Below are 24654 nucleotides of genomic sequence, written 5' to 3' on the forward strand. Positions count from 1 at the left end.
TACCTCGCACACCCATGACCAGAATGGGCCCATGACACAAGCTGTGGATCCTGTCGCGTACGACGTCGTGGTCATCGGTGCCGGTCCGGTGGGAGAGAACGTGGCCGACCGCGCCCGGGCCGCCGGGCTGAGCGCCGCGATCGTGGAATCGGAACTCATCGGTGGCGAGTGCTCGTACTGGGCCTGCATGCCGAGCAAGGCCCTGCTGCGCCCCGTCGTCGCCCGTGCGGACGCCCGCCGCGTCCCGGGCCTCGCCGCAGCCGTCCAGGGCCCGCTCGACACCGCCGCCGTGCTCGCGCACCGCGACACGTACGCCTCGCACTGGAAGGACGACGGCCAGGCCGCCTGGCTGGAGGGGATCGGAGTCGACATCCACCGGGGTCACGGCCGGCTGACGGGCCCCAAGGCGGTCACCGTCACGGCGCCCGACGGCACGGAGCGCCGGCTCACCGCCCGGCACGCGGTGGCCGTGTGCACGGGCAGCCGGGCCGTCGTCCCCGACCTGCCGGGCATCGAGGGCGCCCGCCCCTGGACCAGCCGGGAGGCGACGAGCGCCAAGGAGGTGCCCCGCCGTCTCGTCGTCGTGGGCGGGGGAGTGGTCGGCGTGGAGATGGCCACCGTCTGGGGCGCCCTGGGCGCCGAGATCACCATGCTGGTGCGCGGCAAGGGACTGCTGCCGCGCATGGAACCGTTCGCCGGTGAGCTCGTCGCCGAAGCACTGACCGACGCGGAAGCCGACATCCGTACCGGCGTCTCGGCCGTCTCCGTACAGCGCACCGCACCGGACGGGCCGGTCACCGTCACACTCGACACCGGCGAACGGATCGAGGCGGACGAGATCCTCTTCGCCACCGGCCGCGCCCCGCGCACCGACGACCTCGGCCTGGAAACCGTCGGCCTGGAGCCGGGCTCCTGGCTCACCGTCGACGACAGCTGCCAGGTCGAGGGCATCCCCTGGCTCTACGCCGTCGGCGACGTCAACCACCGGGCGCTCCTGACCCACCAGGGCAAGTACCAGGCCCGCATCGCCGGCGCGGCCATCGCGGCGCGCGCCCAGGGCGTTCCGGCCCCGGAGACGGACCGCTGGGGCGCCCACGCCGCGACCGCCGATCACGCGGCCGTCCCGCAGGTCGTCTTCACCGACCCGGAGGCCGCCTCGGTCGGCCTCACGCTCGCCGAGGCGGAACAGGCCGGGCACCACGTCCGGGCCGTCGACTACGACCTCGCCTCGGTGGCCGGCGCCGGCCTGTACGCGGACGGATACCGGGGCCGGGCGCGCATGGTCGTCGACCTGGACCGGGAGATCCTGCTGGGAGTCACCTTCGTCGGCCCGGGCATCGGTGAACTGCTGCACTCGGCGACCATCGCGGTCGCGGGAGAGGTCCCCCTCGACCGCCTCTGGCACGCGGTGCCCGCGTACCCGACGATCAGCGAGATCTGGCTCCGGCTGCTGGAGACGTACCGGGACGGGGGATCGTGAACCCCGTGCGGCCGCCCCGGACGCCGGTTCGCGTCCGGGTGCCCGTCGGGACCGGCGGCCGGGGCATCCGGGTGGATCCCACGCCATGCCCGCCGGACCCCTTTCACCTTTCGTAGCGGCCTCGGTGTGCCCAGACACTGGAGGGGAAGGGAGACACCCATGTCCTCCGGCGGGGATCACGTCATGGCAGCCCACGCGAAACGTAAACCGCGCCGGCCGCGGCGGTTGAGCCGACCGGGGGAGGCCGCTGCGCGACATGGCCCAACAGCGGCCCGGCGGGTCCTCCGCCGCGTTCAGGTGGTGATTGCCTGAACCCCGCCTGCCGGCCGGAAGCCGGCCGTACCGTAGCGGGCCGGCGAGGAGACGGAGACGTCATGGATTCCCACGGCGATGCAGCGCGGGTGAGCGCACTGCCTGGCGGCCTGCTGAAGGGCCAGACCGCACTGGTGACGGGCGCCAACTCGGGTATCGGCAGGGCCACCGCCATCGGACTCGGCCGGGCCGGGGCCGACGTGGTGGTCAACTACGTGAGCGGCCGCGAGGCCGCCGAGGAAGTGGTCCGGGAGATCACCTCGTTCGGCGTGCGGGCGGTGCTCCACGAGGCCGACGTGTCGCAGGAGACGCAGGTGACCGCGATGGTGGATCGAACGGTCCAGGAATTCGGGACCCTCGACATCCTTGTCGCCAATGCCGGTATGCAGCGTGATGCCCGGTTCACCGACATGACGCTCGCCCAGTGGCAGAAGGTGCTCGACGTCAACCTCACGGGCCAGTTCCTGTGCGCCCGTGAGGCGACCAAGGAGTTCCGCCGGCGCGGAGTGGTCCCCGAAGTGTCCCGGGCGGCCGGGAAAATCATCTGTATGAGCTCGGTGCACCAGCTCATTCCCTGGGCGGGGCACGTGAACTACGCCTCTTCCAAGGGAGGCGTGGACATGATGATGCAGACCCTGGCCCAGGAGCTCGCACCGGAGAAGATCCGGGTGAACGCGGTCGCCCCCGGGGCGATCAGAACCCCCATCAACCGCAGTGCCTGGGAGACGCCCGAAGCCCGCGAGGAACTCCTGCGGCTGATCCCCTACGACCGGATCGGGGACCCCGAGGACATCGCCCACGCCGTCGTCCTGCTCGCGTCCGACCTCATGGACTACGTCGTGGGGACGACGCTCTACGTCGACGGCGGCATGACGCTCTTCCCCGGGTTCGCCACCGGCGGCTGACCTTCGCAGGTCCCGGACCGCACCTGCCTGCACCGCTCACCCACCCGCGGGGCGGGCCCGCCCGCTGCTTTCCTGTACCGGCTCGACAGCCCGACGGCGGCCCCACGGCACGACGGCGGAGGGGCAGACCGACTGACGATCGGTACGGCCGGACCCTCCTACCTGCGGACTCCACCCAAGGCGGTTGCTGTGACGGACGAAGAGATCCTTCTTGGGCTCGCACTCACCGTCGTCCTCGCCACCGGCTCACAGATCCTGGCGAGCAGGCTGCGCGTGCCGGCCCTGATCATCCTGCTGCCGGCGGGATTCACCGCCGGTGCCCTGACGGATGTCATCCACCCCGACCGCTTGATGGGACAGAACTTCTCCGCCCTGGTGTCGATGTCCGTCGCGGTCATCCTCTACGACGCGGGCCTCGGACTCAACCTGCGCAAACTCACCGGCCGCACACGGTGGACCGTGGGGCGCCTGCTCCTGCTCGGCGTGCTCATCACCTTTCTGGTCACCTCCGCCGTGGCACCCGCGATGTTCGGCATGCCGCTCAGGGTGGCGTCCATGCTCGGGGTGATCCTCGTCGTCTCCGGACCCACCGTCGTGGGCCCGATCCTCGACTTCGTGCGCCCCACCGACAAGGTGCGCCGCATCCTGATCTGGGAAGGGACCCTCACCGACCCGGTCGGCGCCATCCTGGGCGCGCTGGTCTTCCACGCGATCGCGACCACACACCGGGTCGACATCGGCCGGGGTTACCAGCTCGGCCAGTTCGCCCTCAGCATGGCCGTGGGCCTGGTCGGTGGCGCCATCGGCACGGCACTCCTGTGGCTGGCGCTGCGTACCCTGCGCCTCGGTGAGACGCTGGGCACCCTCGCCCAGCTGGCCACCGTGATCGCCGTGTCCGCGGTCTGCGACACCGTCCGGGAGGACACCGGTCTCATCGCCGCCATTGTTACCGGGCTCGCCGTCACCAACATCAGCAGGTTCGACATGCCTGCACGCCGTCCGTTCTTCGAGACGATGGCGCAGCTGATCATCGGGCTGCTGTTCGTATCGATCTCCTCCACGATCACTCCCGCCTCCCTCGTGCCGGTCCTCCTCCCCTCCCTGGCCCTCCTCGCCATCCTCGTGCTCGTGGTCCGTCCACTCGTCGCGTACCTGTCGACGATGGGTACCGGACTGAGCGCGGGCGAGCGGGCCTTCGTCGGATGGATGGCACCACGCGGCATCGTGGCGGCGGCCACGGCCACCGCGTTCTCGGCGAACCTCGTCGACCGAGGGGTCGACGGAGCCGCCAGGATCCTCCCCGTCACGTTCCTCGTGATCGTCGGCACGGTCCTGCTGTACTCGCTGAGCGCGGCCCCGGTCGCCAGGATGCTGGGCATCGTCAAACCGGCCGGTACCCGGATCCTGCTGGTGGGCGGCGAGCCATGGGTGGTGGATCTGGGAAGAAACCTGCGATCGGCCGGCCTCGACCTCCTGATGTGGGCGGGCCTCGCTCTGGAACGCCAACGGATCACGGACGCCGGCATCGCACTCGCCACGGGCGACCTGCTGGCCACGGCCACCAACCCCGGTGCCCGCCTCGAAGGGGTCACTGCGGTGTTCCTGGCCACGGACGACGACGACTTCAACGCCCTCGCCTCGGTCATGATGCAGGACAGCGTCGACGGCCCCGTCTACCGTGTCGGCCCTCCCGAGGACAGTCACGGAGTCGTGGCGCCCTACACGGGCGGGGACATCCTCTTCGGCCGGTCGCTCGTACGCCACACGCTCGCCGCGCGATACGGGGCGGGCGCGCGGTTCCTGGTCCAGCCGGCCTCCACACCGTTGCCGCCCGGGAGTGAGATCCTCTTCGTGGTCCATGCGGACCTGCGGCTGGAACCCGTCACCGAAAGGCGCCGGGTGACACCGGGAGAGGGCGACAGCGTGGTTCTGCTGACGATGTCCTGAGCGTGCTCCGGACACCCGGCCGGATCTTCCCGGGTCCCAGCGGAATCCGACACACCGCGCTGCCGGACGGCCGGCGTCGCGAGGGAGGTATGCCCCGTGCGGATCAGAACATCATGGGCCGCCGTGTTCAGGCTGCGGCAGTACGTGAAGGCAAGCCTGTGGATCGTGCCGTTGTTCGGCCTCGTCCTGGGAGTCGTGCTGGCCGAATGGGCCGTCTCCGCTGACAGTTCCCACTGGCCACCGAACGGCTGGCGTTATTCGGCGACCACGGCGAGCGGAGTGCTGAGTGCCATTGTCGGGGCGATGATCGCGCTGCTGGGATTCGTCGTCACCATCGGCGTCCTCGTCATTCAACAGGCCACCGGCACACTGTCCCCGAGGTACATGCGGCTCTGGTACCGGGACCGGCTCCAGAAGACCGTGCTGGCCACCTTCACCGGCACGTTCGCCTTCGCCTTCTCCCTCTTGCGCAGCATCGAGACGCGTTCGGTCCCCGACTTCGGCGTCACCCTCGCCGGAGGCGCCGTGGCCGTCAGCCTGTTGCTGCTGCTCGTCTATCTCAACCGCTTCACCCACAACCTCAGGCCCGTCGCCATCGCCGACCTCGTCGGCCGCATGGGTGAGGAGGTGTTCGAGCACGCGGCCGGCAGGGTCAGGGACTCGGCGCCGCGTCCCGGCCAGCCCTCCGAGCCGCGCACCCGGACGACCGTCGTCCGGGCGGCGACAGGCGGAGCCATCCAGGCCCTTCACACCACCGGCCTCTCATCCCTCGCCGCGCGCCACGACTGCGTCTTCACCGTGCCCCATGTGATCGGCGACTACGTTCCGCGGGGCGCCGTCCTCGTCGAGATCCGCGGCGGCACGTCCGTCCCCGACCACCGAAAGGTGACCGGTCTCATCGCTCTCGGTCCCGAGCGGACGATCGAGCAGGACCCGGCCTTCGCCCTCCGGGTGCTCGTCGACATCGCCATCCGCGCCCTCTCGCCCGCCGTCAACGACCCCACCACCGGCGTACAGATCCTCAATCACATCGATTCGTTCCTCACCCTGGTCGGCCAGGCGCCGCTTCCCGGCCGGTATGTGCTGGCGGACAAGGACGGCAGACCGAGGCTCGTGCTACGAGGGAGGCAGTGGGAGGACTACCTTCAGCTCGCCGTCTCGGAGATCCGCGACTACGGGGCGACGTCCCTGCAGGTCTGCCGCCGGCTGCGCGCCCTGCTCGACGGGCTGCTCGACAGCCTTCCGCCCGCCCACCATCCGGCGGTCCGGGAACAGCTGGAACTCCTGGACGCTTCGGTGGAGCGAGCCTTTCTTGATCCGGCCCGCCGCTCCGTGGCGCGGATGGCCGACAGCCAGGGCGTGGGAGGCGGATCCGCGCCGGTCCGGTAGCCGGCGTCTGCCGACGACCGGGTACGCCGCTCCCGGAGAACCGTTCAGTGCGCCTCGACCCAGCCGTGCCGGACCGCATGACCGCCGAGTTGCATCCGGGTCCGGACTCCGGCGAGGTCCATGAGGCGGCGCAGCCGCCGGTGCAGCGTGCGAGGCGACAGACCGAGCTGAGTCGCGGCCGTCGGGTCGGTCAGACCGGCCAGCAGCAGGGCGAGGATCTTCCGGTCCAGGTCGGTCGGGCCCTCCGCACCGATGGCGACGGTGGGCTCGGTGTCCGCGCCGAGGCCCGACAGTTCGAGTGGGTGGGCGGCGCGCCATACCGATTCGAACAGGGCGTCCAGTGCGTCCAGCAAGCCGCTGCGGTGCAGCAGCACGGCACCCGGATCCCCTGCCGGTGTGACCGCGAGCGGGACCAGACCGAGGTCGGCATCGGCCAGCACGAGCTTCATCGGCAACGCGTCGGCGACCCGCAGTTGCACGCCGTTGCGCAGGGAATCGATCGCATCGGCGATGATCCCCGGCTCGGCCAGTACGGCCCGGTCCAGTACGGCCCGGAAGTGCACGCCGCGGCTGATGGCCATGGGCTCCGCGGAATTCTCGCCGGGCGGCACGGCGACGAAGGGCGCCGTGATGAAGGTGCGGACCTGCGTCCGGGCGGCCTGCTGCACCTGCAGGAAGCGATGCCGGATCGCGTCGACGCCGGTGATGACCTCGATCAGATCGCTGATGCTGCTCCCGGTCATCGCCGCCCGGTGCTCCTCGGCGAACGTGACCAACGCCTGTTCGGCCATGCGCAGCCCGTCCCGGCGCTGGCTGATCAGAGCGCCGAGCGCCATGGCGGGCGGGGCGGCGGTGAACCGCCCGTCCGCCGACCCGATCACCAGCCCCCACTCGACCAGACGGTCCAGGGCCGTGCCGACGTGGGCGCGCGGCTCTCCGAGCTGATCCGACAGCAGGGGCACGGTGGAGTCCGGCCGGCCGAGCAACTGACGATAGACACGCTCGTCATCGGGCCCCAGGCCCAGGACATCCAGCATCGGCGACCGACTCTCTTCCGCTTGCCGCAGCGGTGCGAGTATGCGCCATGGCGGCAGGCCCTGAATAGTCGCTGGTGGGGGCAGGTATGACGGGAAGGGCCCCGGGAAGTCGCCTCCCCGGGGCCCGGTGGTGTGGGTCATCGCAGACCGTACGCCCGGATGATCTCGTTCCTGACGCTGTAGCCGCTGTCCGTCGCCGCGTTCGCGCGGACCGACACGAAGCCGCCGGGCTTCTTCGCGGTCCGGAACGACCCGGTCCAGGAGCCGCCGGCGCGCTTGGAGAGGGCCACCTTCTGCCAGGTGGCGCCGTCGTCGTACGAGACATCCAGCTTCACCTGCCCGACCGTGCCCGGCACGGTGCCGGAGTCCATCGACACCGGCTCGAGCGTGATCCGCTGGGTGGCGCCGGCCCTGATGTCGCCGTGCAGGTCCGACTCCAGCGCGTAGTCCAGGTTCAGCACCGAGAACCGTTCGAAGAACTCGGACTCGGTGTCGGACATGAAGGTCCATTCGGTGTGGGTGCGCGTCGAGAGCCGGAACGCGTCACCGGGCCGCTCCACATCCAGGACGGTGCGGTAGGGCAGCCTGCCCGCAGGAACCTCCACCCACTGCATGTCGCCGCTGACCGGGTTGTCGTGGATCAGCGTGTCGCCCTGGAACACCTGGAGGTGGGACGGTGTCTCGCCCCACGGCAGATAGCCGCCCAACCGCAGGGTGTCGCTCGCGGAGGCCCAGGCCTGCACGTTCCACGTCATGTAGTTCTGCCAACGGGAGTTGTACACACCGAACGACTCGCCCTGGCCGGGGCGGGTCGCCGGGGCGAACCAGTCCAGCCGGCTGGTGCTGCCCCTGGCGTACGTGTTGTCGCCCGACACCATTGACCACGGCAGCGCCGTGTCGACGCCCTGCGTGTGGAACTCCCTCCACACCTGGCCCGGCGTCACCCACTCCGTGCGGGTGCCCGGGTGCCACTCGAGCTCGGGAAGGTTGAACGACGGGTCGAGGGTGAAGTCGGACCGGTACCCCTCCGCTCGTCCGCCCTCAGCAGCCGAGTAGTAGCGGGCGTCGATGCGGGCGAGGTCGTGCTGGGACGGCTTGTAGACCAGCGCCCGGTCCGGCACATGGCCGGGGTAGTCCCGGGTCAGGTCGTAGACGAACGGTGTGAACTCCGTCTGCTTCACGGTCAGCTTCAGCATGCCGGCCCTGGCCATCGCGACGAGGGCCCGGCCCGAGTCGCGATGCACGGTGGCGACCGGGATGGCCGACTCGCCGACGTACTCCATCAGGGCGCCGGCCCCGTCGTTGACCACGATCAGCGCCTTCGCGCCGGCCGCGACCGCGGCATCGGTCCGCTCCTGCGGCGAGACCTCGTCGCTTCGCCCGACGACGACGAGTTTGCCCTTGGCACGCGCCTTCTCGTAGGCGGCAGCGGAGCCGTTGCCCGCGTAGACGGCGTCCAGCCGGTCCGTGGCAGTGCCCAGGGCGCTGCCCGCCTGCACCGTCGTCCCGAAGCGGAACCGGCCGCCCGGAGTGCTCAGCGTGAGCAGCGGCTCGCCCTTGCGCCACCGGGTGATCAGTGTGAACTCTCCCTGCTTCATCGGCTCCGTCGGAGCGACGTAGACGTCGTCGTACGCCGACGGCAGAACGTAGGCACCGCGGAAGTCCGTGTACGGGTCGAGGCCCGCGTAGTGGACGTTGAAGTCGACCTTGCGCTGGCGGTCCTCGGTGAGCTGAGGTGCCTCGGTCTCCAGCAGGTGTGCCTTGCTCGCGTCGAGCACCACATCGGCGGCGCCGTCCCTGAGTACCGTCTCCGGGTCGACCAGCACGGCCAGACCCGAGCGGTCCGCCTTCTCGCCGGCCACGTCGACGTACGCCGCGACGGTGTAGAGGCCGGGCGCCATGCGCATCGTGGTCGAGCCCTCGACGTAGACGTTCCACGGCCAGGAGTCGCCGGCCAGGTTGACCGTGACCCAGCCCGCGGCCGGCTTGCCGTCCCGGCCGGCCAGGTGGATGTTCAGGTCGTAGCGCTCCTCCTCCTTCAGCAGCGCCACTGACGTCCGGGTCACCTGCTTCCCGGTGGCCGCGTCGGTTCCCGTCACATAGCCGACATGGCGGCCCGCCGAGGCGGTCCGCGGGTCACCGGTCACCGGGATCGCGGCGGTTCCGCCCGCCGGGACGGTCACCGTGGCGGCTCCCAGCGTGAACGGGCCGCCCGTGTCGGTCAGCGCCAGGTCCAGCGTGACGTCGGCGGAACCGGTGTTGGTGAAGGTCAGGTCCTTCGTAACGGCGACATCGCCCGTTTCGTGCGGCCAGGTGTAGTTGCCGAAGAAGAGCGATCCGGTGCCACGGACCGCCGTGTGCACGGCAGCGGCCACGTCGACACGGCCGGTGCCCACCTCGTAGGGCGAGTACCCCTCGTCCAGGCCCTTCGCCGTGCTCATCAGGTGCTCCTTGAGCTGCGCGCCGGTCCAGTCCGGGTGCTGCTGGGACAGGATCGCCGCCGCGCCGACGACATGCGGGGTGGCCATCGACGTGCCGCTGAGCGTGCGGTAGAGGCCCACGCCCCCGTCGGTCATCTCCTGCGAGCGGGGGGCGGTGATGTCCACGCCGGGCGCCGCGAGGTCCGGCTTCATTCCGCCGGAGTAGGCCAGTGGGCCGGTGCTGGAGAAGGAAGCGAGCCGGTCCTCCTTGTCCGTGGCGGCCACGGTCAGCGCGGAGGCGGCGGCGCCCGGCGCCGAGACGGTCTCCGGGCCGGCGTTGCCCGCCGCGATGACGAACAGCGTGCCGTACCGCGCGGACAGCGCGTCGACCGTCTGCGACATCGGGTCGCTGCCGTCCGTCGGATACGAGTCGCCGAGGCTCATGTTGACGATGTCGGCACCTGATTCGGCGGCCCACTGCATGCCCGCCATGACCCAGGAGTCCTGGCCGTAGCCCTCCGTGCCACCGAGCACCTTGCCTACGAACAGGTCGGCGCCGGGGGCGACACCTTTGTTGTCGCCACCGGAGGCGGCACCCGAGCCGACGATCGTGCCGGCCACGTGGGTGCCGTGGCCGTTGACGTCGGTGACCGTCTCACCCGGGACGAAGCTGACCGTGCCGTCGATCACGCCGGCGAAGTCGGGGTGGTTGGCGTCGATACCGGTGTCGAGGACCGCGACCTTGGCCCCCTTGCCGGTGTACCCGGCCGCCCAGGCCTCGGGCGCGCCGATCAGGGGCACGCTGTCCTTCAGGGCGGCCTTCACCCGGCCGTCGAGCCACAGCTTGTCCACACCGGCTCCGAGCCTTGCGCCGCCCTGCGGCGCGACGGAGGCCCAGAAGGTGTGGGCCTGCCGCTTCCCGGTGCTGAGCGCGGCACCGTGGATGCTCTTGAGACTGCGGGTCAGCTTGCTGCCGCGCGGGGCCGTCGGCTCGACGGCCGAACGGGACCTCGACGGGGTGTACGTCGCGATCAGCGGTACGGCGGCCGACTTCGCGTCGTCGTACCCCATCTCGATCAGGTCGGTGACGTTGAACAGCCGGCGGTCGAGCTTGCCGGCGCCCAGCAGGGGTGCCGCCTCGTCCGGGACGACGAACAGGTCGCCCTTGACCTCCTGGATCTTCACGCCACCGACGGCGCTGTCCGGCCGGTCGACGTCAGCGGACTGTTTGCCGTCGGCCATCGTGGTGACGGTGACGACGTCGCCGGTGACCAGGGTGACCTTGTGGGTCGCCGAGGGCCTGGCGGGAACGGCGGGCCTGCTCGGAGCGGCCTGTGCGGGCGCTTGCAGGGCTATGAGACCCGACGCCAGAAGAGGCAGGGCGGCGGCGGCCGAGATCAGCTGCCGACGTCTGCCCCGGAAGGCGGAGGACTGAATGGGGGAGGACATGGCATCGGTCTATCCGTGACGAACGCACGACGTGAAGGGCCGGTGGCGGCAAGTCCTTGCCATGGCAGTGACTTGTCGGCGGGGAACGGCTGGAATGCGGTCAAGTCGCCCTCGACGGCTCTGTTGCGCGGCCGCTGGTCGCGGCATGCCGCTGTCAGGGCACGAACCTGCCGGATGGCCGGCTCGGCGTCCGGACCCGGCGTGGCACCGTCGATGCCACTGAGCTCGCGCTCGAGGAGCTTTCCGGGGGCATGGGCCGGCAGTCGGGGTACGTGTAGCCGGCTATCCACTGCTTGCCCGGGCGATCGGCTCGTCCTCGCTGAGCATCGCTCCCGGGGCGCGCTCCACGCATGACTGCTTCGGTGGCCGGCGGACGTGGTCGAAGACACCCGTGTACGCGGCGGTGCCCGCGGCGCGCAGTCCCCTGGTACGGCCCCGACGGCCTGCCTCTCGATCATGTGCAGAGCCACCGGCCCCGGCCGGTACGGCCGGCTCGCAGCCCTCGCCTCGCTGTACTCCCCATCAGGACGGGGTGTCGTCGTCGACATACGATGGGGCATCGGTGCCGAAAGGGGCGCAAAGTGGACGAATATCCCCTGATCGAGAACCACGGTCTGATCGGAGACCTGCAGACCGCGGCCCTCGTCACCACGGACGCGACGATCGACTGGTTCTGCTGTCCGCGCTTCGACTCGCCCAGCGTCTTCGGCGCCCTGCTCGACCACCGCAAGGGCGGTCACTTCACCGTCCGGCCGGTCGCCGACACGTACACCAGCAAGCAGCTGTACCACCCCGACACGGCCGTCCTCGTGACGCGTTTCATGACCGAGGCCGGCACCGGCGAGGTGGTGGACTTCATGCCGGTGACCGGGACAGCGGCGACGGACCGGCACCGTCTGGTCCGCATGCTGCGCTGTGTCCGGGGCAGCATGACGTTCGAAGGAGAGATCGCTCCCCGCTTCGACTACGGCCGCCAGCCGCACGAGCTCCACATCACGGAGCGCGGTGCGCTGTTCACCTCGCCGGACATGAACCTCGCCGTCCACGCCGTCCGCGAGCCCGGGGACCAGCGGCTGCTGAACATCCTCTCGGTCGACAACGACGTGCGGTTCACGCTGACCCTGCGGGCGGGCCAGCAGCGCGGCCTGGTCATGGAGTCGTCCCCCGACGGTCCGCCGCACGAGGTCTCGGTGGCGGAGTTCGAGCAACTCTTCGACGAGACCGTCCAGTTCTGGCGCTCCTGGCTGGGGCAGTCCACCTATACCGGCCGGTGGCGGGAGGCGGTGGAACGGTCTGCCGTGACGCTGAAGCTCATGACGTACGCGCCCACCGGCGCCCTGGTGGCCGCGCCCACGGCAGGTCTGCCGGAGCAGTTGGGCGGAGAGCGCAACTGGGACTACCGGTTCACCTGGATCCGCGACGCGTCGTTCTCGGTGTACGCGCTGCTGGGCCTGGGGTTCAGGGAGGAGGCCAGGGCGTTCATCGGCTGGCTGCACGACCGCGTGAAGGAAGAGGCCGGTCACGAAGGCGGCACCGGGCCGCTGAACATCATGTACCGCGTCGACGGCTCCTCGGACCTCGTCGAGGAGACCCTGGACCACTGGGAGGGCTACGGCGGTTCCGCCCCGGTCCGCATCGGCAACGGAGCCGCGAGCCAGCTGCAACTGGACATCTACGGTGAGGCGCTCGACAGCATCTACTTCGCGCATCAGCACGGCATGCACCTGGACACACGGGGCTGGGCCGCGCTGCACACCCTGCTCGACTGGCTGGTCGATCACTGGGACCAGCCCGGTGAGGGGCTGTGGGAGACCCGAGGCGGCCGGAAGGACTTCACCTACGGCCGCGTGATGTCCTGGGTCGCCTTCGACCGCGCCGTCCGCATCGCCACCGACGACGGCCGTCCGGCGGCCCGCGGCCGCTGGGTCGACGCGCGGGACACGATCTACCAGCAGGTCCTCAACCGGGGCTGGGACCCGGCGAAGAAGGCCTTCGTCCAGCACTACGGCGACGACGTCCTCGACTCGTCCCTGCTGCGCATGCCGACGGTCGGCTTCATCACGCCGGACGATCCCATGTGGAAGACCACGCTGGACGCGATGGAGCGGGAGCTCGTCAGCGACAGCCTCGTCTACCGCTACAACCCCGAGGCCTCACCCGACGGGCTGAGCGGCTCGGAGGGGACCTTCTCCCTCTGCACGTTCATGTACGTCGACGCCCTGGCGCGGGCCGGACACGTCGACCAGGCCCGGCTGGTCCTGGAGAAGATGCTCACCTATGCCAACCATCTTGGCCTGTACTCGGAGGAGATCGCCCTGACGGGGCGTCAACTGGGCAACTTTCCCCAAGCGTTCACTCATCTGGCGCTGATCGACGCAGCCATCACGCTGGACGCGAGGCTGAACGCGGCACGCGCGGGCGCGGCGTGAGACTCCCGCGCGGAGTCGCACCTCCCGGTCCGTACGGTGACCGCCGCACGCGGGCGGCGGTCACCGTACACGATCCGCCGGTACGAGCGGCCGGCCGCAGCGCAGGTTCCACCGCTCCGGCCGGCCGCTGAGCTCCGTCACCGTCAGTGGTGCCACGTCCAGCCGCCAGAACGCCTGGGGCGGGAGGGCCAGAGCATGGACGACGGCGGCCCGGACCACGGCGGGTTCGACCACGCCCAGGACCCGGCCCGCGCCGTCGCCGTGGAGTGAGTCGAGCCACGCGCCCACCCGGGTACAGAGCTCCAGCAGCGACTCGCCGCCGTGCGGAGCGGCCGACGGATCCGTCAGCCAGGCCGCCACCCCGTCCGGGTCGTCCGCGCTCACCTCGGACAGTCGCGCACCGGACCAGCGGCCCATCTCCCAGTCCCGGAGCGCGTGTTCGGTGTCCGGCCGCAGCCCCAGCGCCTCCGCCGTGCCATGGCAGCGGCGGGACGGCCCCCGCACCCACTGGTCGGCGACCGGGACCGAGCCGGCGTCAGCGGCAGCCCGGGCCGGCCGGAGTCCGGAGTCGTCCAGGGGTGCGTCACCGGCGAACCGGGCCTCGCGCAGCGCGGCGTTCATCCCCGGTGAGATCAACATCACCCGTACCGTCATACCCGTCCTCAACTTCCTGAACTGTGGCCCCGTGGTCAAGCACACCACGGCGTCCGGGCCCCCTCCGGCCCGCCCACGGGCACCATGGCGGCCGTCACGCCCAAGCGGTATGGTCGCGACGACACGACGAGGGTGTGACGGAAGTCCGGTGAGAATCCGGCACGGTCGCGCCACTGTGAACCCGTACCCGTACGGGAAGTCAGACCCAGCACCTTCGTCTCAGGCACCACGATCGGGACGCGTGTTCCCTCAGGAGGTTCTGCCATGGCACAGACTGCTGCCCCCACCACGGTCACACCCGCCATCACTCCCATCTCACTGAAGGCCATTGCCCCTTGGGCGGTCTTCTTCGGCGTCCTCATGCTGATCCTGCTGTACTTCGTCGGCGCCGAGCAGGGTGCCACGGCGCTCATCTCGGGCGAAGGTGTGCACGAGTGGGTCCACGACGGCCGTCACCTCCTCGGTTTCCCCTGCCACTGATCCATCCGGCTGATCCAGGGGAACCCCTCATGAACTCCATATCTGTCAGAGCTCTGCTGGTCCGCGGCATGCTGGCCGGCCTCGTCGCGGGCGCGCTCGCGCTCGCCGTGGCGTACTTCCTCGGCGAGTCACGGGTCGACGCGGCCATCGCACTCGAAGAGGCGCACAGCCACAGTCACGACCACGGTGGCGGCGAGGAACTCGTCAGCCGTGGCATGCAGGCGACCGGCGGCCTCGCCACCGGCGTACTCGTCTTCGGCGTCGCCGTCGGCGGCATCGCCGCACTCGTCTTCTGCTACGCACTCGGCCGGCTGGGCCGGTTCGGCCCCAGGGCGACTGCCGCGCTGATCGCGGGAGCCGCTCTGCTGACCGTGTACATCGTCCCGTTCCTGAAGTACCCGGCGAACCCGCCGGCCGTCGGCGATCCCGACACCATCGGCAGACGCACCGCGCTGTTCTTTCTGATGGTCGCGCTCAGCGTGCTGCTCGCGGTGGCCGCCGTGATCCTCGGCAGGCGGCTGGCTCCGCGCCTGGGCCACTGGAACGCCACCATCGCCGCCGCTGCCGGCTATGTGCTGGTCATCGGCCTCGCCTATGCCTTCCTGCCCTCCTTCAACGAGGTCGGGAAGGACTTCCCGGCGTCGCTGCTCTGGGAGTTCAGGCTGGCAACCCTCGCGGTGCAGGTCACTCTCTGGACGACCTTCGGGCTGGTCTTCGGCTATCTCACCGAACGGCTGCTGGTGCCGGGGCCGAAGGCGGCCGCGGACGGCCGGACGAATCAGCCGGCCACAGCCGCGGGCTGAAGTTGCGTCAGGGCCCGCCCGGGGAAATCAAGTTCCCCGGGCGGGCCCTGACGTTGCAGGGAAGCCGGCTCACCCCTCCCCGCCGGAACCGTGCCAGTCGATCCGGTAGTACTTCAGCAGCGCGTCCTCCTTCACGAGGCGCATGCCCGCCGCGGCCATGACGCGCTGGGAGGCGATGTTGTCGACGTCGGTGTCCCCGTGCACGCTTGCGATGCCCTGGTCACGGGTGAACTGAAGCAGCGCACGGAGCGCCTCGGAGGCGTACCCCCTGCCGCGTGCCGACGGCACGAGGCCGTAGCCGACCGTGACGTGCCCGTTCTCGTCGGGCGCCCCGTGGAACCCGGCTCCGCCGATCAGCAGCCCGTCCTCGCGGCGCGTTACGTGGTACGAACCGTAGGGAGTCGGGTCGCCGGTGCCGGCGCAGGTCTCCAGGAAGCGCTGGGCCGCCCGCATCTCACCCGGCAGGGGAAAGCCGGGAGCCCAGCGCGCACCGTCGGCCGGCTTGTCCGCCGCCACCTGCTCGGCCTCGGCGAGGGTCATCGGGGACAGGATCAGCCGTGGTGTGCCGAGTGGGGTCATACCCTGTGAGGTATCACGCGGCGCTGCCGGGCCGCACCCGGATATCCGTGTGCGGCCCGGGGTGCGCGGCGGTCAGGCGCCACCGGCCGGGGTGAAGTCCCCGGCCAGGGCGGCGGCCATCCGCAGCTGAGTGTCCGCCTCGGACTGCCGCCCCTGGCGCTCCAGCGTGCGGCCGAGCATGAGCCGTGCGTACTGCTCCACCGGGTCGCGTTCCAGCACGGCGCGCAGCTCCGTCTCGGCCCGGACGAGCCGAGCCGAGTGGTAGTAGGCCCGCGCCAGCAGCAGCCGGGGCGCGACCTGGTCCGGCACCTCCTCGACGAGTCCGCCCAGGATCCTGGCCGCCGTCGCGTACTCCTTCGACCCGAAGAACAACTGCGCGCGGTCCCAGCGCTCGGCGGCGGTACCGAACTCGTAGTAGGTGTCGCTCATGTGACCTCCTCGGTCGAGGACGCCGCCCGGGCCGCTCCCGTACGTATCCACCCGCCACAACACCGACTGATGGTTTAACATTCCACTAAATATTCGGCGTGGGTGCCACCCGCCCGGAGCCGCACGGGAATAGGTTGACCGCCATGAGCAATCTCGATCGCCAGGCCGCACTCTCCGTCTGCGGAGGGCGGGGTTTCGTCGTCGCCGAACCCGTACGTGAACTCCTCACCCCGCGCCATGTCCGGCTCGGCGAGTCCACGGAGGTCCGCAGACTGCTGCCCAACCTGGGCCGCCGCATGGTCGGGGCCTGGGCCTTCGTCGACCACTACGGCCCCGATGACATCGCGGACGAGCCCGGGATGCAGGTGCCGCCGCACCCCCACATGGGCCTGCAGACGGTCAGCTGGCTGCACGAGGGCGAGGTCCTGCACCGCGACAGCCTGGGCAGCCTGGAGACGATCCGCCCGCGAGAGCTCGGCCTGATGACGTCGGGCCGCGCGATCAGCCACTCCGAGGAGAGCCCCCGGCCGCACGCCGCGCTGCTGCACGGCGCCCAGCTCTGGGTCGCCCTGCCCGATGCGCACCGCACGGTCGAACCGCACTTCCAGCACCACAAGGACCTGCCGACCGTCACCGCCCCCGGCCTCACGGCCACGGTGATCCTCGGCACCCTCGACGACGCCACCTCGCCCGGCACCGCGTACACCCCGATCGTCGGCGCCGACCTCGCCCTGAGCGGGGGAGCCGAGACCCGCCTCCCGCTGGATCCCGACTTCGAGTACGCCGTGCTGTCGATGTCCGGCGAGGCGGAGGTCGACGGCGTCCCCGTCGTGCCCGGCTCGATGCTCTACCTCGGCTGCGGCCGTTCCGAGCTTCCTCTGCGTGCGAAGTCCGACGCGGGGCTGATGCTCCTGGGCGGAGAGCCGTTCGAGGAGGAGATCGTCATGTGGTGGAACTTCGTGGGCAGAACCCAGGAGGAGATCACGAAGGCCCGGGAGGACTGGATGAACGGGGACCGGTTCGGCACCGTACGCGGCTATGACGGAGCGCCGCTCCCGGCTCCGACCTTGCCCGCTGTGCCCCTGAAGCCGCGTGGACGTGTGCGGTGAGCTGCGGGTTCTTACGGGTTGCTGGCTTACGAGGTGAGCCCGATCATGCCTGCGTCGTTGCTGTGGGCGGGAGAGGTCTGGAAGCGGCTGAGAGTGCCTCAGAGGAAGGCCTTTCGACGGACCGGCGTTCCCATCTGTGCCCGCGTCTGACCTTGTGTGCCAGGACGGATGCTGACCTTTCTGGCTAGGCGTCAGACCGGTTCGGCTGCTGGTTGGGGCGATCGGAGATCCGGGGCGCCCGCGGGTGAGCGGGCCGGTCGACGATTGGCGGCGTTGCGGTCCGGATCGTCGTCCAGGCCGAGGAAGCACAGGTCCGCCAGGACGGCCGAGGCCAACAGCGCGCAGGTGGGCCCGCAGGCGGTCGCGGCGGGCGGCGGTGATGCCGTGGGTGCGGCCGGGCCGACTGATCTTCAAGCCCGTCCAGCTTCGTACGCCGCGCGGCGATCCGCTGCAGCACTGGGGGCTCCATCATGGGCCGGAGTGCGGAGCGGCACCTGCGGCGACGGACAGGAATCCACAATCCCGCCCCGCGCAACGGCCTACCCCAGACTGCCGCCCGCGACCAGCACCACCTCATACGTCAGGGTCCGTCGTATTGTCGACGTTCCGGTCAGCGTTCTGGTACATCCGCTGGACCTTGCGCCAGGCGATGATGATTTCTGGCAGCTGGTTGAGCAGTCCCCGGGCGACGAATAGGAAGATGCTCAGTACGCCGGAGGCGGCCAGCAGCCAGAGAATGATGGAGTCCACCCGTTCGAGTCCCTCGTGATCCAGGGCCGAACATGGGTGACGTCCACTCAGTTCGACCACCGACTTGTGTGGTCAGAACTGAGGTCTACGCCGACAGTAAAGCTCAGGTACTGCTATCCCATGGGTAATGCGAGCGCGCCCTGAGGCAGCCGCGGTGAGCGGTGAGGTAGCAGGTGGCCGGGTCGTTGTTCACGGCTCGAACAGCTGCCCCTCGACGTGTCGGCTCGTGGGGAGTTGATGCTGCGCTGCTCCTGAAACTACCTCCTGATCAGGGCATGGCAGCAAGAAAGCCCATACGTGGGACATGCCACCTGGCGATGAGGTACAGGGGTACACCGCTGCCGAGCGCCGACCAGACCGGGCCTGCAACGGCATGGGAGGACCCGTTCTGCCTAGTGACCTCCGTGCCAGCGTTCGCTCGTACTGGTCAGGGCCTGTACGCCGTCTTGGAACCGGCGAGCGTGAGCAGGTTCCGGCACCTTAGCGGTGGGCGGCGAGCCGGCCGGTGGTGTCGACGCCCAGCTGCCGGAGCTGGATCACCTGGGCACGGCGAATTCCGTACAGAGCGTCACCCCCCGCGGACCGAGGAACGAGTCGACCCTCGACGGCCTCACCCGCAGCGGCCCCTTGGCTCCGGCATGTGTGGACGCCATGGCTGCCACCGACCAGGACGGGCCGATCCCCGCAGCGGTATCCAGCCCGTACAGGGGCTTGGATCAGGACCTGGTGCGCGAGGTCGACCGGGTCGATGTCGAACAGCCGCAGCGCACCGGACATCTCTACTCTCTACGATCGCAGCCGAGGGAGGCAGTGCTTGCACGACGGCTGTGAACTGAGTATCTCCAGCAGCTCCGTCAGCCCGTCTGGACAGCGAACTCCGGGTATGGAAGAGCCACCTGCTGCCTCACGCCCGCCACCCCCTTCCTGCGGCCACCCGATCAGAAGGACCTCCGCTCGCGAACCCACTGTTGTCCCAAGCCGGACAGGCGCGAGGAACGGTGGGTTCACTGCTGGGGCCAGGCGGGAACCGGCGACCCGCTGGATTCCGATCGTCACGCGCTACGACAACGTGGTGACCCCTTACGTCAGTGGTCTGCTGACGCCCCAATGCCGCCAGCATCGTGTTCCAGGACAAGTGCGGGCTGGACTCCGTCGGCCACCTCGGCCGGGCCGTCGACCCCAGCGTTGCCCAGCTGGTCCGCAATCGGCTCGACCCCGAACACACCGAGCCGTTCCGATGGCAGTTCTTCACCACTGTCGGCATCTGACGTCACGTTTTCCACTGTCGACGGGCACGCGCTCTCGCATGTGCCCGCCGATTGCGCGGGCTGTTCGGAACCCAGTTATTCGGTGTTGCCGAGCAGTCCGTGCTGAGGTAATCGACGCAGGGGCACGGGATCGAGACCACCGCCGGAGATACGAGAGGGTGAGCGGGCCCGCTGTGCGGGAGGTTCCGGATCCCGAGGATTCGCGGCAGTCGGAAGCGTGCTGAGCCAGGGACTTTTCAGGGACTCTCAGCTCTGACAGAGGGACTTTTGCGGGGCGATCCGCGTGCAACCCTCTAAGCTTGTCCTATCTTCCAAGCGTGGGTCTGAGTCTGTCATTCGTAAGATCGACGGGCCCGGGGGTTCTGGGTATGGCTGTGAGCTTGTCGCCGTTGGATGGCTCAAAGAACTTGGCCGCCCGGAGCTCCGCGACGACTCGACCGCTAATTGGGATACGCGACTTGATCGCTTCGTAGGACAACGTCGGCGCGAGGTCGTCTGCGGGACTGCTATTGCAACCTGTACGGGATCACTTCGGACCATGACCGTCACCGGGCCAGGGTCAACCTCCGCCTCGTGCGCCGCCCCGACGTTGCCTGGCAGCTCATCGTGCCGCTGAACCAGCCGGCCAGCCCGTTCCGGCTCCGGAGCGACGAGCTGTCGCTGAATGGCGAGGTGGTCGCGCCTGTCGAGCGCATCGATGCCGACGAGGCGGTCGGAGGAAGCGGGAGATCATCGGTGTCCGTGGTTGTGCTGATGCACCGCCCACTCGGCTGAGGCGAAGGCAGTGAAGTGCGTCGGTGAGTGGTCGATGGACAGGCCGGGCCGCCAGGACGCGCGGATCTGGGTGCTGCAGCCGAACAGGCCGTCCGGGAGCGGATCGAGCGGATCCCATGCCCAGTTGCCGACGCTCTCCTCCGGCTGCGTGGCCGGTCTGGGCTGGCCGGCTTGCAAGCAAAGATGGTCAGATATGTCCTTTGCGCATGGCGTACGCCACCGCGTGGGCTCGGTTGCGCAGCTGAAGGCGAGTTGTGACTCCTTGGATGATGTTCTTGATCGTGCGTTCGGACCAACCCAGCTTCGTTGCGATTTCTGCAGTTTCGAGCCCGTCGGCAACGAGTCGCAGCACATCTATCTCCCGCTCCTGGAGTCCCGCGAAGGCGAGCCCTCGCTGTGCTGGCACGGTGTCCTGTACGCGGCCGACTGTGGTCAGGAGGTTGGCGAGAAGGGTCGGGGGCAGGTGCCCTCCCTGGTTCGCGACCACATTGATCACGCTCTCTAGGTGGTCCGGCGTCGCCTGCTCACGCAGGATGACGCCGACGGCTCCGGCTGCGAGGGAGGGCAGCAGAGCCTGCTCGGTGATCGAACCGATAACGAGGATGCTCTGGGCGCTGGTGGTCCGCTGAATCCGGCGCAGGACACTCAAGCGCTCCTCGTCGACGGTCTCTGCGACGACGAGGGCAACTCGAAGGGACGGCCCACCCGGTTCGCGGTCGAACGAGATGATCTTGACCGAGGTACTCTGCGCCAGCTGCCCGACGATGCCAGCGTAGGAGATCGGGTCTCGACCGGCGTCGACGGCCACCAGAATGCGTTCCCTGAGAGGGCTATGCGTCCTCACAGAAGTCTCCGGTCGACGAGGCACTGGGTGGTCTGGCGAGTCGGCGCCTGGTCGAATGTGTGTCCCCGGCCGAGGCCCAACTGAGCACGGTCACTGCCGTGATCTGATTCGGTGACCACGAGGGCCGACCGGAGGACCGCTGCCACCTGATGACTGTGACAACTCGTTTTCATAGCGGGCCGTCTGCCAGCGTCGAGGGCTGTGAGCGGTGAGCGAAGGAGCTGAAGTGCGCGGGTGTGTGGTCGATGTTCAGGTCGGGGCGCCAGGCGGTGAGGATCTGGGCGCTGCACACGAACAGGCCGCCCGGGAGTTGATCGAGTGGGTGCCACGCCCATTCGCCGACGCTTTCGTTCGGCTGCGTGGCCGGTTGGCCCTGCCAGTGGTGCACGAGCGCCCCGACGGTGACCCGAAGGACCCCTTCGACATGGTCTACGAGCGTGCCCAGGAGCTGCACGTCTTCGGAACGCGCGATCAGACCGGTTTCCTCACCGAGTTCGCGGACCACCGCAGTTTCGAAGGACTCCCCGGTCTCGACAGTTCCGCCGGGAAGCTCGATGGTGCCGCGATGATGACGGCCCAACAGCAATCCCTGCTCGCTCACGAGGATCGCTCCGACGCCTACTGCCGCGTGCGCAACCGGCGGCCGGGCGCTGCGGGGACGGCTGGAAACCCGTTCTGGTCGATCGGGCACGCGGCGGGCCCGGATGAGCTGCTGGACGACTGACGCGTTCTCGTCAGGGTGTTTTAGCAGGTCGATGGCTTCGACGCGGAAGCCGTACTCGGTGAGCAGGTCCTCCCACAGCTGCGGCGCCAGAACCCACATCTGTGTCGGCAGGGGTGGGTCGTCGCGCAGGAGGATCATCTGCTCGCGCGGCGCCACTTCCGTGGACGGACCGCGGCCGTGGAGGTCGGTGTGTAGGAGCGAGAGGATCAGCGGGGCGCCCGGACGCAGGCCGCCGCGCAGCGCCGGCAGTGAGCGGTGTGGGTCGATGAAGGCGAGCGTCCCGATCGCGTACGCGGCGTGGAACGGCTCGGCTCCGGCCAGGTACTCGGCCACGTCCCCTTGGACGAACTCCACGCCGTCAAGGCCCGCGTGGATGGAGACGGCGCGTTCGTGCTGGGTCGGGGACAGCTCGATGCCAGTGACGCGGGCCCCGTGAGCCCGGGCGACATGGACAGCGTGGTGGCCTGCGCCGGATCCGATGTCCAGGACCCGGCGGCCGGCGATGTCACCGAGGACTTCTGCTCCCGGTCCGACCCCTTCCCAAGACGTCCAGGAGAGCTGGTCGGGGACGGGGGGTGTGTAGGCGCGGGCCAGTTGGCGTCGGCCGTAGATCTGCCAGGTCTGGGTGTTGGTCTCCTCGGCGGGCACGGTCGGTCCCTGGTTGGGGGTGCCGGCCGTACCGCGGGCGGCGTGACGCCGTACGAGGTCGCTGGTGGTGGGTGCGATGCGTAGGCGGTGGAGATCGGCGGGGGCGAACCAGGCCAGCATCACTCCTTCCGTCAGTCGCAGTTCGCGGGGGTCGCCGTTCCAGCGTCCGGCGTAGATGGCGATGAGCGCGGTCGTACCGGCGGCGTCGGTGGCGTACTCGGTGCCGAACGGGGTCAGGTCGGGGATGTCGAGTCCGGCCTCCTCGGCCAGTTCGCGCCGCACGGTCTGTTCCAGGGTGGTGTCCAGGGGCTCGCGGCCGCCGCCCAGCAGGGACCACATGCCCGGCTCCCAGATCTTGCCGGGGAAGTAGTCGCGCAGATGGAGCAGGTAGTCGCCGCGGTCGTTGTAGATCAGGGCGGAGGCGCTGGAGGCCCCCGGCTCGACAGGGGGCGTCAGCTTCAGGAGCTTCTCGCGCAGGGAGGGGGAGGTCACCCGGTCCAGGGGCCGCCACTCGATGGCGCCGACCTCATCCTCCTTGAGCACCACGGGCACCTCTGCCGCGGTGCGTAGGCGGAAGAGGAAGCGGACGTCGAAGTGCTGGTGGCCTGGTTCGCCTTTGCCTGGATGGGCGTCGATGTTGTGGATGTCGACGTCGAACGGAATGTCCTCGTAGCCGGGCCACGGTGCCACGGCGTGGGGCGGAATCCCGGTCTCCTCGTGCAGCTCCCGCAGGGCTACCCCTGTCAGGGACTCATCTCCGGTCTCAGCGTGTCCGCCGGGAGCGAGGACCTTCCCGCTCGCCAGGTGCAGCACGTGCAGGACGCGGCCGAGGTGGTCGACCACGATGGCGCCGCAGGTGACGTGTCCGGAGAAAGTGGAGCGGCTGGCGATGTCGGCCTCACGGTCGAGGGCTTCCAGGAAGCCTCCGAGTTGTGGGCGCTCGTGAGGGTGGTGAGCGAGGTAGGTCTCGACGGCGGTGCGGATTTGGTCGTGTGACAACGGCATGGGCAGCGACCTCAGAGGTGCGTGGAGCAGGGACGAGACGAGACGGGGTGGTCGTTCCGGTCAGCTCAGCCGCACCCCCTCCGGAGGGATCTCCTCGATGGCGGCGGCGCGGGCGGTGGGCAGGCCCCACCGCTCCCGTGCTGTCTCCACGGCGAGCTGTGCTTGCCGCGCTCCGGGCGGCCCCCAGCCCAGCAGGGCAGCTGCCTGGGCGGGGGTGGCTAGCAGCCGGGCGAAGGGGCGGCCGGTGGCGGGGTCGACGGCCGCCGGCCCGATCCCGGTGACCCGGGCGGCCAGGCGGAGCCGGGCGTTGGGGCCCACTCCGCCGTAGACCTCGCCGGTCTCGTCCAGCACCCAGCCCAGTCGCACCGGATCGGCCAGGGTGAGCTGGCCCTCCTCGGCCGCTTCGCGGTGCAGAGTGTCCTCGGGCGTCGTGTCGGCGCTCTCCACGGTGCCGCCGGGCAGCATCGGCAGGGCTCCCCGCGGGCCGGGGTCGGCCACGACAACGACCCGGCCATCGGGGATGAAGCACCAAGCCCAGGCTTGCTGCACGGGCAGATGCCCCGGGATGGGGTCGCGGTAGAGGGGGCTGTCCCACATAGGGCGGTAGCGGACGTGGACGTCGAGGCGGTCCAGCGTCGGGATGTCGATGATGTGCCGACCGTCGGCGAGGTGCGCGGTGGCGGTGTCCCCGAGCCGAGCCCGGTAGGCGGCGAGCATGATCTTCCCGTCCACGGGCCGCAGCCGCTGTACCGCGTCCCGGGTCTCCAGGAAGGCGTACTCGGACAGCTCCTCGCGCGGCAGGCGGATCGTCTCAATCTGGTCGGGAGTGAGGCTTCCCCCGTCAAAAACGAACCGGACCTCTCCGGGGCAGGGCGCGCCGAGCTGGACGTCGTGGTGGTGTTGGGAGAGGGAGTGGACGGCGAGCACTCTTGTCAGGGGCAGGTCCGCCAGCCCCAGCTCTTCGGTGAGCTCGCGCCGGCAGGTGACGTGCGGATGTTCGCCCGGTTCGACGACTCCGCCGGGCAGCAGCCACCGGTCGTCCTTGCGGTAGGTCGGGCGGACCAGCAGGACGCGGCCGATCTGGTCGGTGATGATCGCGGCGGCGCCGAGCCACACCGCGTGCCGGGTCGCGGCGTACTGCGTTGCAGGCGGGATGGGCTGCGCGGCAGCTGATGCGGGAGAGGGGAGGGAAGCGGACATGCTCTGCCTTTCGCTGGGC

19 protein-coding genes, 1 pseudogene and 1 riboswitch are annotated in these 24654 nt (G+C 69.8%); of the genes and pseudogenes, 10 read left to right on the forward strand and 10 right to left on the reverse strand.

Features of this window, described 5'->3' with window-relative positions; genetic code table 11:
- The first annotated feature begins 31 nt into the window (after positions 1-31).
- The 4 genes from EAO72_RS11720 (at position 32) to EAO72_RS11735 (ending at position 6033) form a co-directional block, all read left to right on the forward strand.
- Positions 32-1480 (forward strand): dihydrolipoyl dehydrogenase family protein, encoded by a 1449-nt coding sequence (locus EAO72_RS11720; protein WP_187285010.1) that lies wholly within the window; start codon positions 32-34, stop codon positions 1478-1480.
- 410 nt (positions 1481-1890) lie between these two features.
- On the forward strand, positions 1891-2697 hold the full coding sequence (locus tag EAO72_RS11725; protein WP_261991431.1) for an SDR family oxidoreductase: 807 nt from the start codon (positions 1891-1893) through the stop codon (positions 2695-2697).
- 189 nt (positions 2698-2886) lie between these two features.
- Positions 2887-4644 carry a cation:proton antiporter gene (locus EAO72_RS11730; protein ID WP_148017198.1) on the forward strand — a complete coding sequence of 586 codons (1758 nt, stop codon included), beginning with the start codon at positions 2887-2889 and terminating at the stop codon, positions 4642-4644.
- A gap of 96 nt (positions 4645-4740) precedes the next feature.
- Positions 4741-6033: a DUF2254 domain-containing protein gene (locus tag EAO72_RS11735; RefSeq protein WP_148017199.1), complete on the forward strand. Its 1293-nt coding sequence runs from the start codon at positions 4741-4743 to the stop codon at positions 6031-6033.
- 44 nt (positions 6034-6077) lie between these two features.
- Here the strand turns inward: EAO72_RS11735 and EAO72_RS11740 are convergent, their stop codons facing one another.
- Together EAO72_RS11740 and EAO72_RS11745 are read right to left on the reverse strand one after the other, a co-directional pair.
- The gene (locus tag EAO72_RS11740) at positions 6078-7070 is read right to left on the reverse strand and encodes a winged helix-turn-helix transcriptional regulator (protein WP_148017200.1); all 993 of its coding nucleotides are present in this window, start codon (positions 7068-7070) and stop codon (positions 6078-6080) included.
- Between the two features lie 137 nt (positions 7071-7207).
- On the reverse strand, positions 7208-10939 hold the full coding sequence (locus EAO72_RS11745; RefSeq protein ID WP_148017201.1) for a S8 family peptidase: 3732 nt from the start codon (positions 10937-10939) through the stop codon (positions 7208-7210).
- A 581-nt stretch (positions 10940-11520) separates the two neighbouring features.
- On the opposite strand from EAO72_RS11745, the gene EAO72_RS11750 reads away from it, so the two are divergent.
- Positions 11521-13368 (forward strand): glycoside hydrolase family 15 protein, encoded by a 1848-nt coding sequence (locus EAO72_RS11750; protein WP_148017202.1) that lies wholly within the window; start codon positions 11521-11523, stop codon positions 13366-13368.
- Positions 13369-13428: 60 nt separating this feature from the next.
- On the opposite strand, the gene EAO72_RS11755 is transcribed toward EAO72_RS11750, so the two are convergent.
- Positions 13429-14022 carry a histidine phosphatase family protein gene (locus EAO72_RS11755; protein WP_148017203.1) on the reverse strand — a complete coding sequence of 198 codons (594 nt, stop codon included), beginning with the start codon at positions 14020-14022 and terminating at the stop codon, positions 13429-13431.
- Positions 14023-14147: 125 nt separating this feature from the next.
- Positions 14148-14241, forward strand: a riboswitch (adenosylcobalamin (AdoCbl) riboswitch).
- Positions 14242-14286: 45 nt separating this feature from the next.
- Here EAO72_RS11755 and EAO72_RS11760 point away from each other — a divergent pair.
- Both EAO72_RS11760 and EAO72_RS11765 read left to right on the forward strand, forming a co-directional pair.
- Complete coding sequence (locus EAO72_RS11760) at positions 14287-14502, forward strand: CbtB domain-containing protein (RefSeq protein WP_148017204.1); 216 nt, start codon at positions 14287-14289, stop codon at positions 14500-14502.
- A gap of 29 nt (positions 14503-14531) precedes the next feature.
- On the forward strand, positions 14532-15305 hold the full coding sequence (locus EAO72_RS11765; protein WP_148017205.1) for a CbtA family protein: 774 nt from the start codon (positions 14532-14534) through the stop codon (positions 15303-15305).
- A gap of 69 nt (positions 15306-15374) precedes the next feature.
- On the opposite strand, the gene EAO72_RS11770 is transcribed toward EAO72_RS11765, so the two are convergent.
- Both EAO72_RS11770 and EAO72_RS11775 read right to left on the reverse strand, forming a co-directional pair.
- A complete protein-coding gene (locus tag EAO72_RS11770; protein ID WP_148017206.1) occupies positions 15375-15884 on the reverse strand; it encodes a GNAT family N-acetyltransferase in 510 nt (169 codons plus the stop codon).
- 72 nt (positions 15885-15956) lie between these two features.
- Positions 15957-16313, reverse strand: a complete 357-nt coding sequence (locus EAO72_RS11775) for a tetratricopeptide repeat protein (protein WP_148017207.1) — start codon at positions 16311-16313, stop codon at positions 15957-15959.
- 143 nt (positions 16314-16456) lie between these two features.
- Between EAO72_RS11775 and EAO72_RS11780 the strand changes: the two genes are divergently transcribed.
- Positions 16457-17422, forward strand: coding sequence for a pirin family protein (locus tag EAO72_RS11780; protein ID WP_148017208.1), 966 nt, complete (start codon positions 16457-16459; stop codon positions 17420-17422).
- A gap of 573 nt (positions 17423-17995) precedes the next feature.
- On the opposite strand, the gene EAO72_RS41930 is transcribed toward EAO72_RS11780, so the two are convergent.
- A complete protein-coding gene (locus EAO72_RS41930) occupies positions 17996-18172 on the reverse strand; it encodes a hypothetical protein (protein ID WP_187285011.1) in 177 nt (58 codons plus the stop codon).
- A 1121-nt stretch (positions 18173-19293) separates the two neighbouring features.
- On the opposite strand from EAO72_RS41930, the gene EAO72_RS11795 reads away from it, so the two are divergent.
- Both EAO72_RS11795 and EAO72_RS11800 read left to right on the forward strand, forming a co-directional pair.
- Positions 19294-19440, forward strand: a complete 147-nt coding sequence (locus EAO72_RS11795; protein WP_187285012.1) for a hypothetical protein — start codon at positions 19294-19296, stop codon at positions 19438-19440.
- A gap of 573 nt (positions 19441-20013) precedes the next feature.
- Positions 20014-20214, forward strand: a complete 201-nt coding sequence (locus EAO72_RS11800) for a hypothetical protein (RefSeq protein WP_261991423.1) — start codon at positions 20014-20016, stop codon at positions 20212-20214.
- Between the two features lie 187 nt (positions 20215-20401).
- On the opposite strand, the gene EAO72_RS11810 is transcribed toward EAO72_RS11800, so the two are convergent.
- The 4 genes and pseudogenes from EAO72_RS11810 to EAO72_RS11825 all read right to left on the reverse strand — a co-directional run bounded on the left by EAO72_RS11810 (position 20402) and on the right by EAO72_RS11825 (position 24635).
- On the reverse strand, positions 20402-21022 hold the full coding sequence (locus EAO72_RS11810; RefSeq protein ID WP_261991424.1) for a helix-turn-helix transcriptional regulator: 621 nt from the start codon (positions 21020-21022) through the stop codon (positions 20402-20404).
- A 205-nt stretch (positions 21023-21227) separates the two neighbouring features.
- Positions 21228-22430 (reverse strand): bifunctional class I SAM-dependent methyltransferase/NUDIX hydrolase, encoded by a 1203-nt coding sequence (locus EAO72_RS44025; RefSeq protein ID WP_148017244.1) that lies wholly within the window; start codon positions 22428-22430, stop codon positions 21228-21230.
- A 63-nt stretch (positions 22431-22493) separates the two neighbouring features.
- Positions 22494-23435: pseudogene (locus EAO72_RS44030) on the reverse strand (NUDIX hydrolase); the annotation flags it as partial.
- Positions 23436-23495: 60 nt separating this feature from the next.
- Positions 23496-24635, reverse strand: a complete 1140-nt coding sequence (locus EAO72_RS11825) for an NUDIX hydrolase (protein WP_148017210.1) — start codon at positions 24633-24635, stop codon at positions 23496-23498.
- Positions 24636-24654: the final 19 nt, after the last annotated feature.

Source organism: Streptomyces sp. OR43, assembly GCF_008042275.1.
Lineage (GTDB): Bacteria > Actinomycetota > Actinomycetes > Streptomycetales > Streptomycetaceae > Streptomyces.

What these genes read in the sequence shown, in the direction of transcription:
- EAO72_RS11720 (WP_187285010.1), top strand. Translation starts at nt 32, where the DNA reads ATGACACAAGCTGTGGATCCTGTCGCGTACGACGTCGTGGTCATCGGT.
- EAO72_RS11740 (WP_148017200.1), bottom strand. Translation starts at nt 7,070, where the DNA reads ATGCTGGATGTCCTGGGCCTGGGGCCCGATGACGAGCGTGTCTATCGT.
- EAO72_RS11745 (WP_148017201.1), bottom strand. Translation starts at nt 10,939, where the DNA reads ATGTCCTCCCCCATTCAGTCCTCCGCCTTCCGGGGCAGACGTCGGCAG.
- EAO72_RS11755 (WP_148017203.1), bottom strand. Translation starts at nt 14,022, where the DNA reads ATGACGGTACGGGTGATGTTGATCTCACCGGGGATGAACGCCGCGCTG.
- EAO72_RS11760 (WP_148017204.1), top strand. Translation starts at nt 14,287, where the DNA reads ATGGCACAGACTGCTGCCCCCACCACGGTCACACCCGCCATCACTCCC.
- EAO72_RS11765 (WP_148017205.1), top strand. Translation starts at nt 14,532, where the DNA reads ATGAACTCCATATCTGTCAGAGCTCTGCTGGTCCGCGGCATGCTGGCC.
- EAO72_RS11770 (WP_148017206.1), bottom strand. Translation starts at nt 15,884, where the DNA reads ATGACCCCACTCGGCACACCACGGCTGATCCTGTCCCCGATGACCCTC.
- EAO72_RS11775 (WP_148017207.1), bottom strand. Translation starts at nt 16,313, where the DNA reads ATGAGCGACACCTACTACGAGTTCGGTACCGCCGCCGAGCGCTGGGAC.
- EAO72_RS11780 (WP_148017208.1), top strand. Translation starts at nt 16,457, where the DNA reads ATGAGCAATCTCGATCGCCAGGCCGCACTCTCCGTCTGCGGAGGGCGG.
- EAO72_RS11825 (WP_148017210.1), bottom strand. Translation starts at nt 24,635, where the DNA reads ATGTCCGCTTCCCTCCCCTCTCCCGCATCAGCTGCCGCGCAGCCCATC.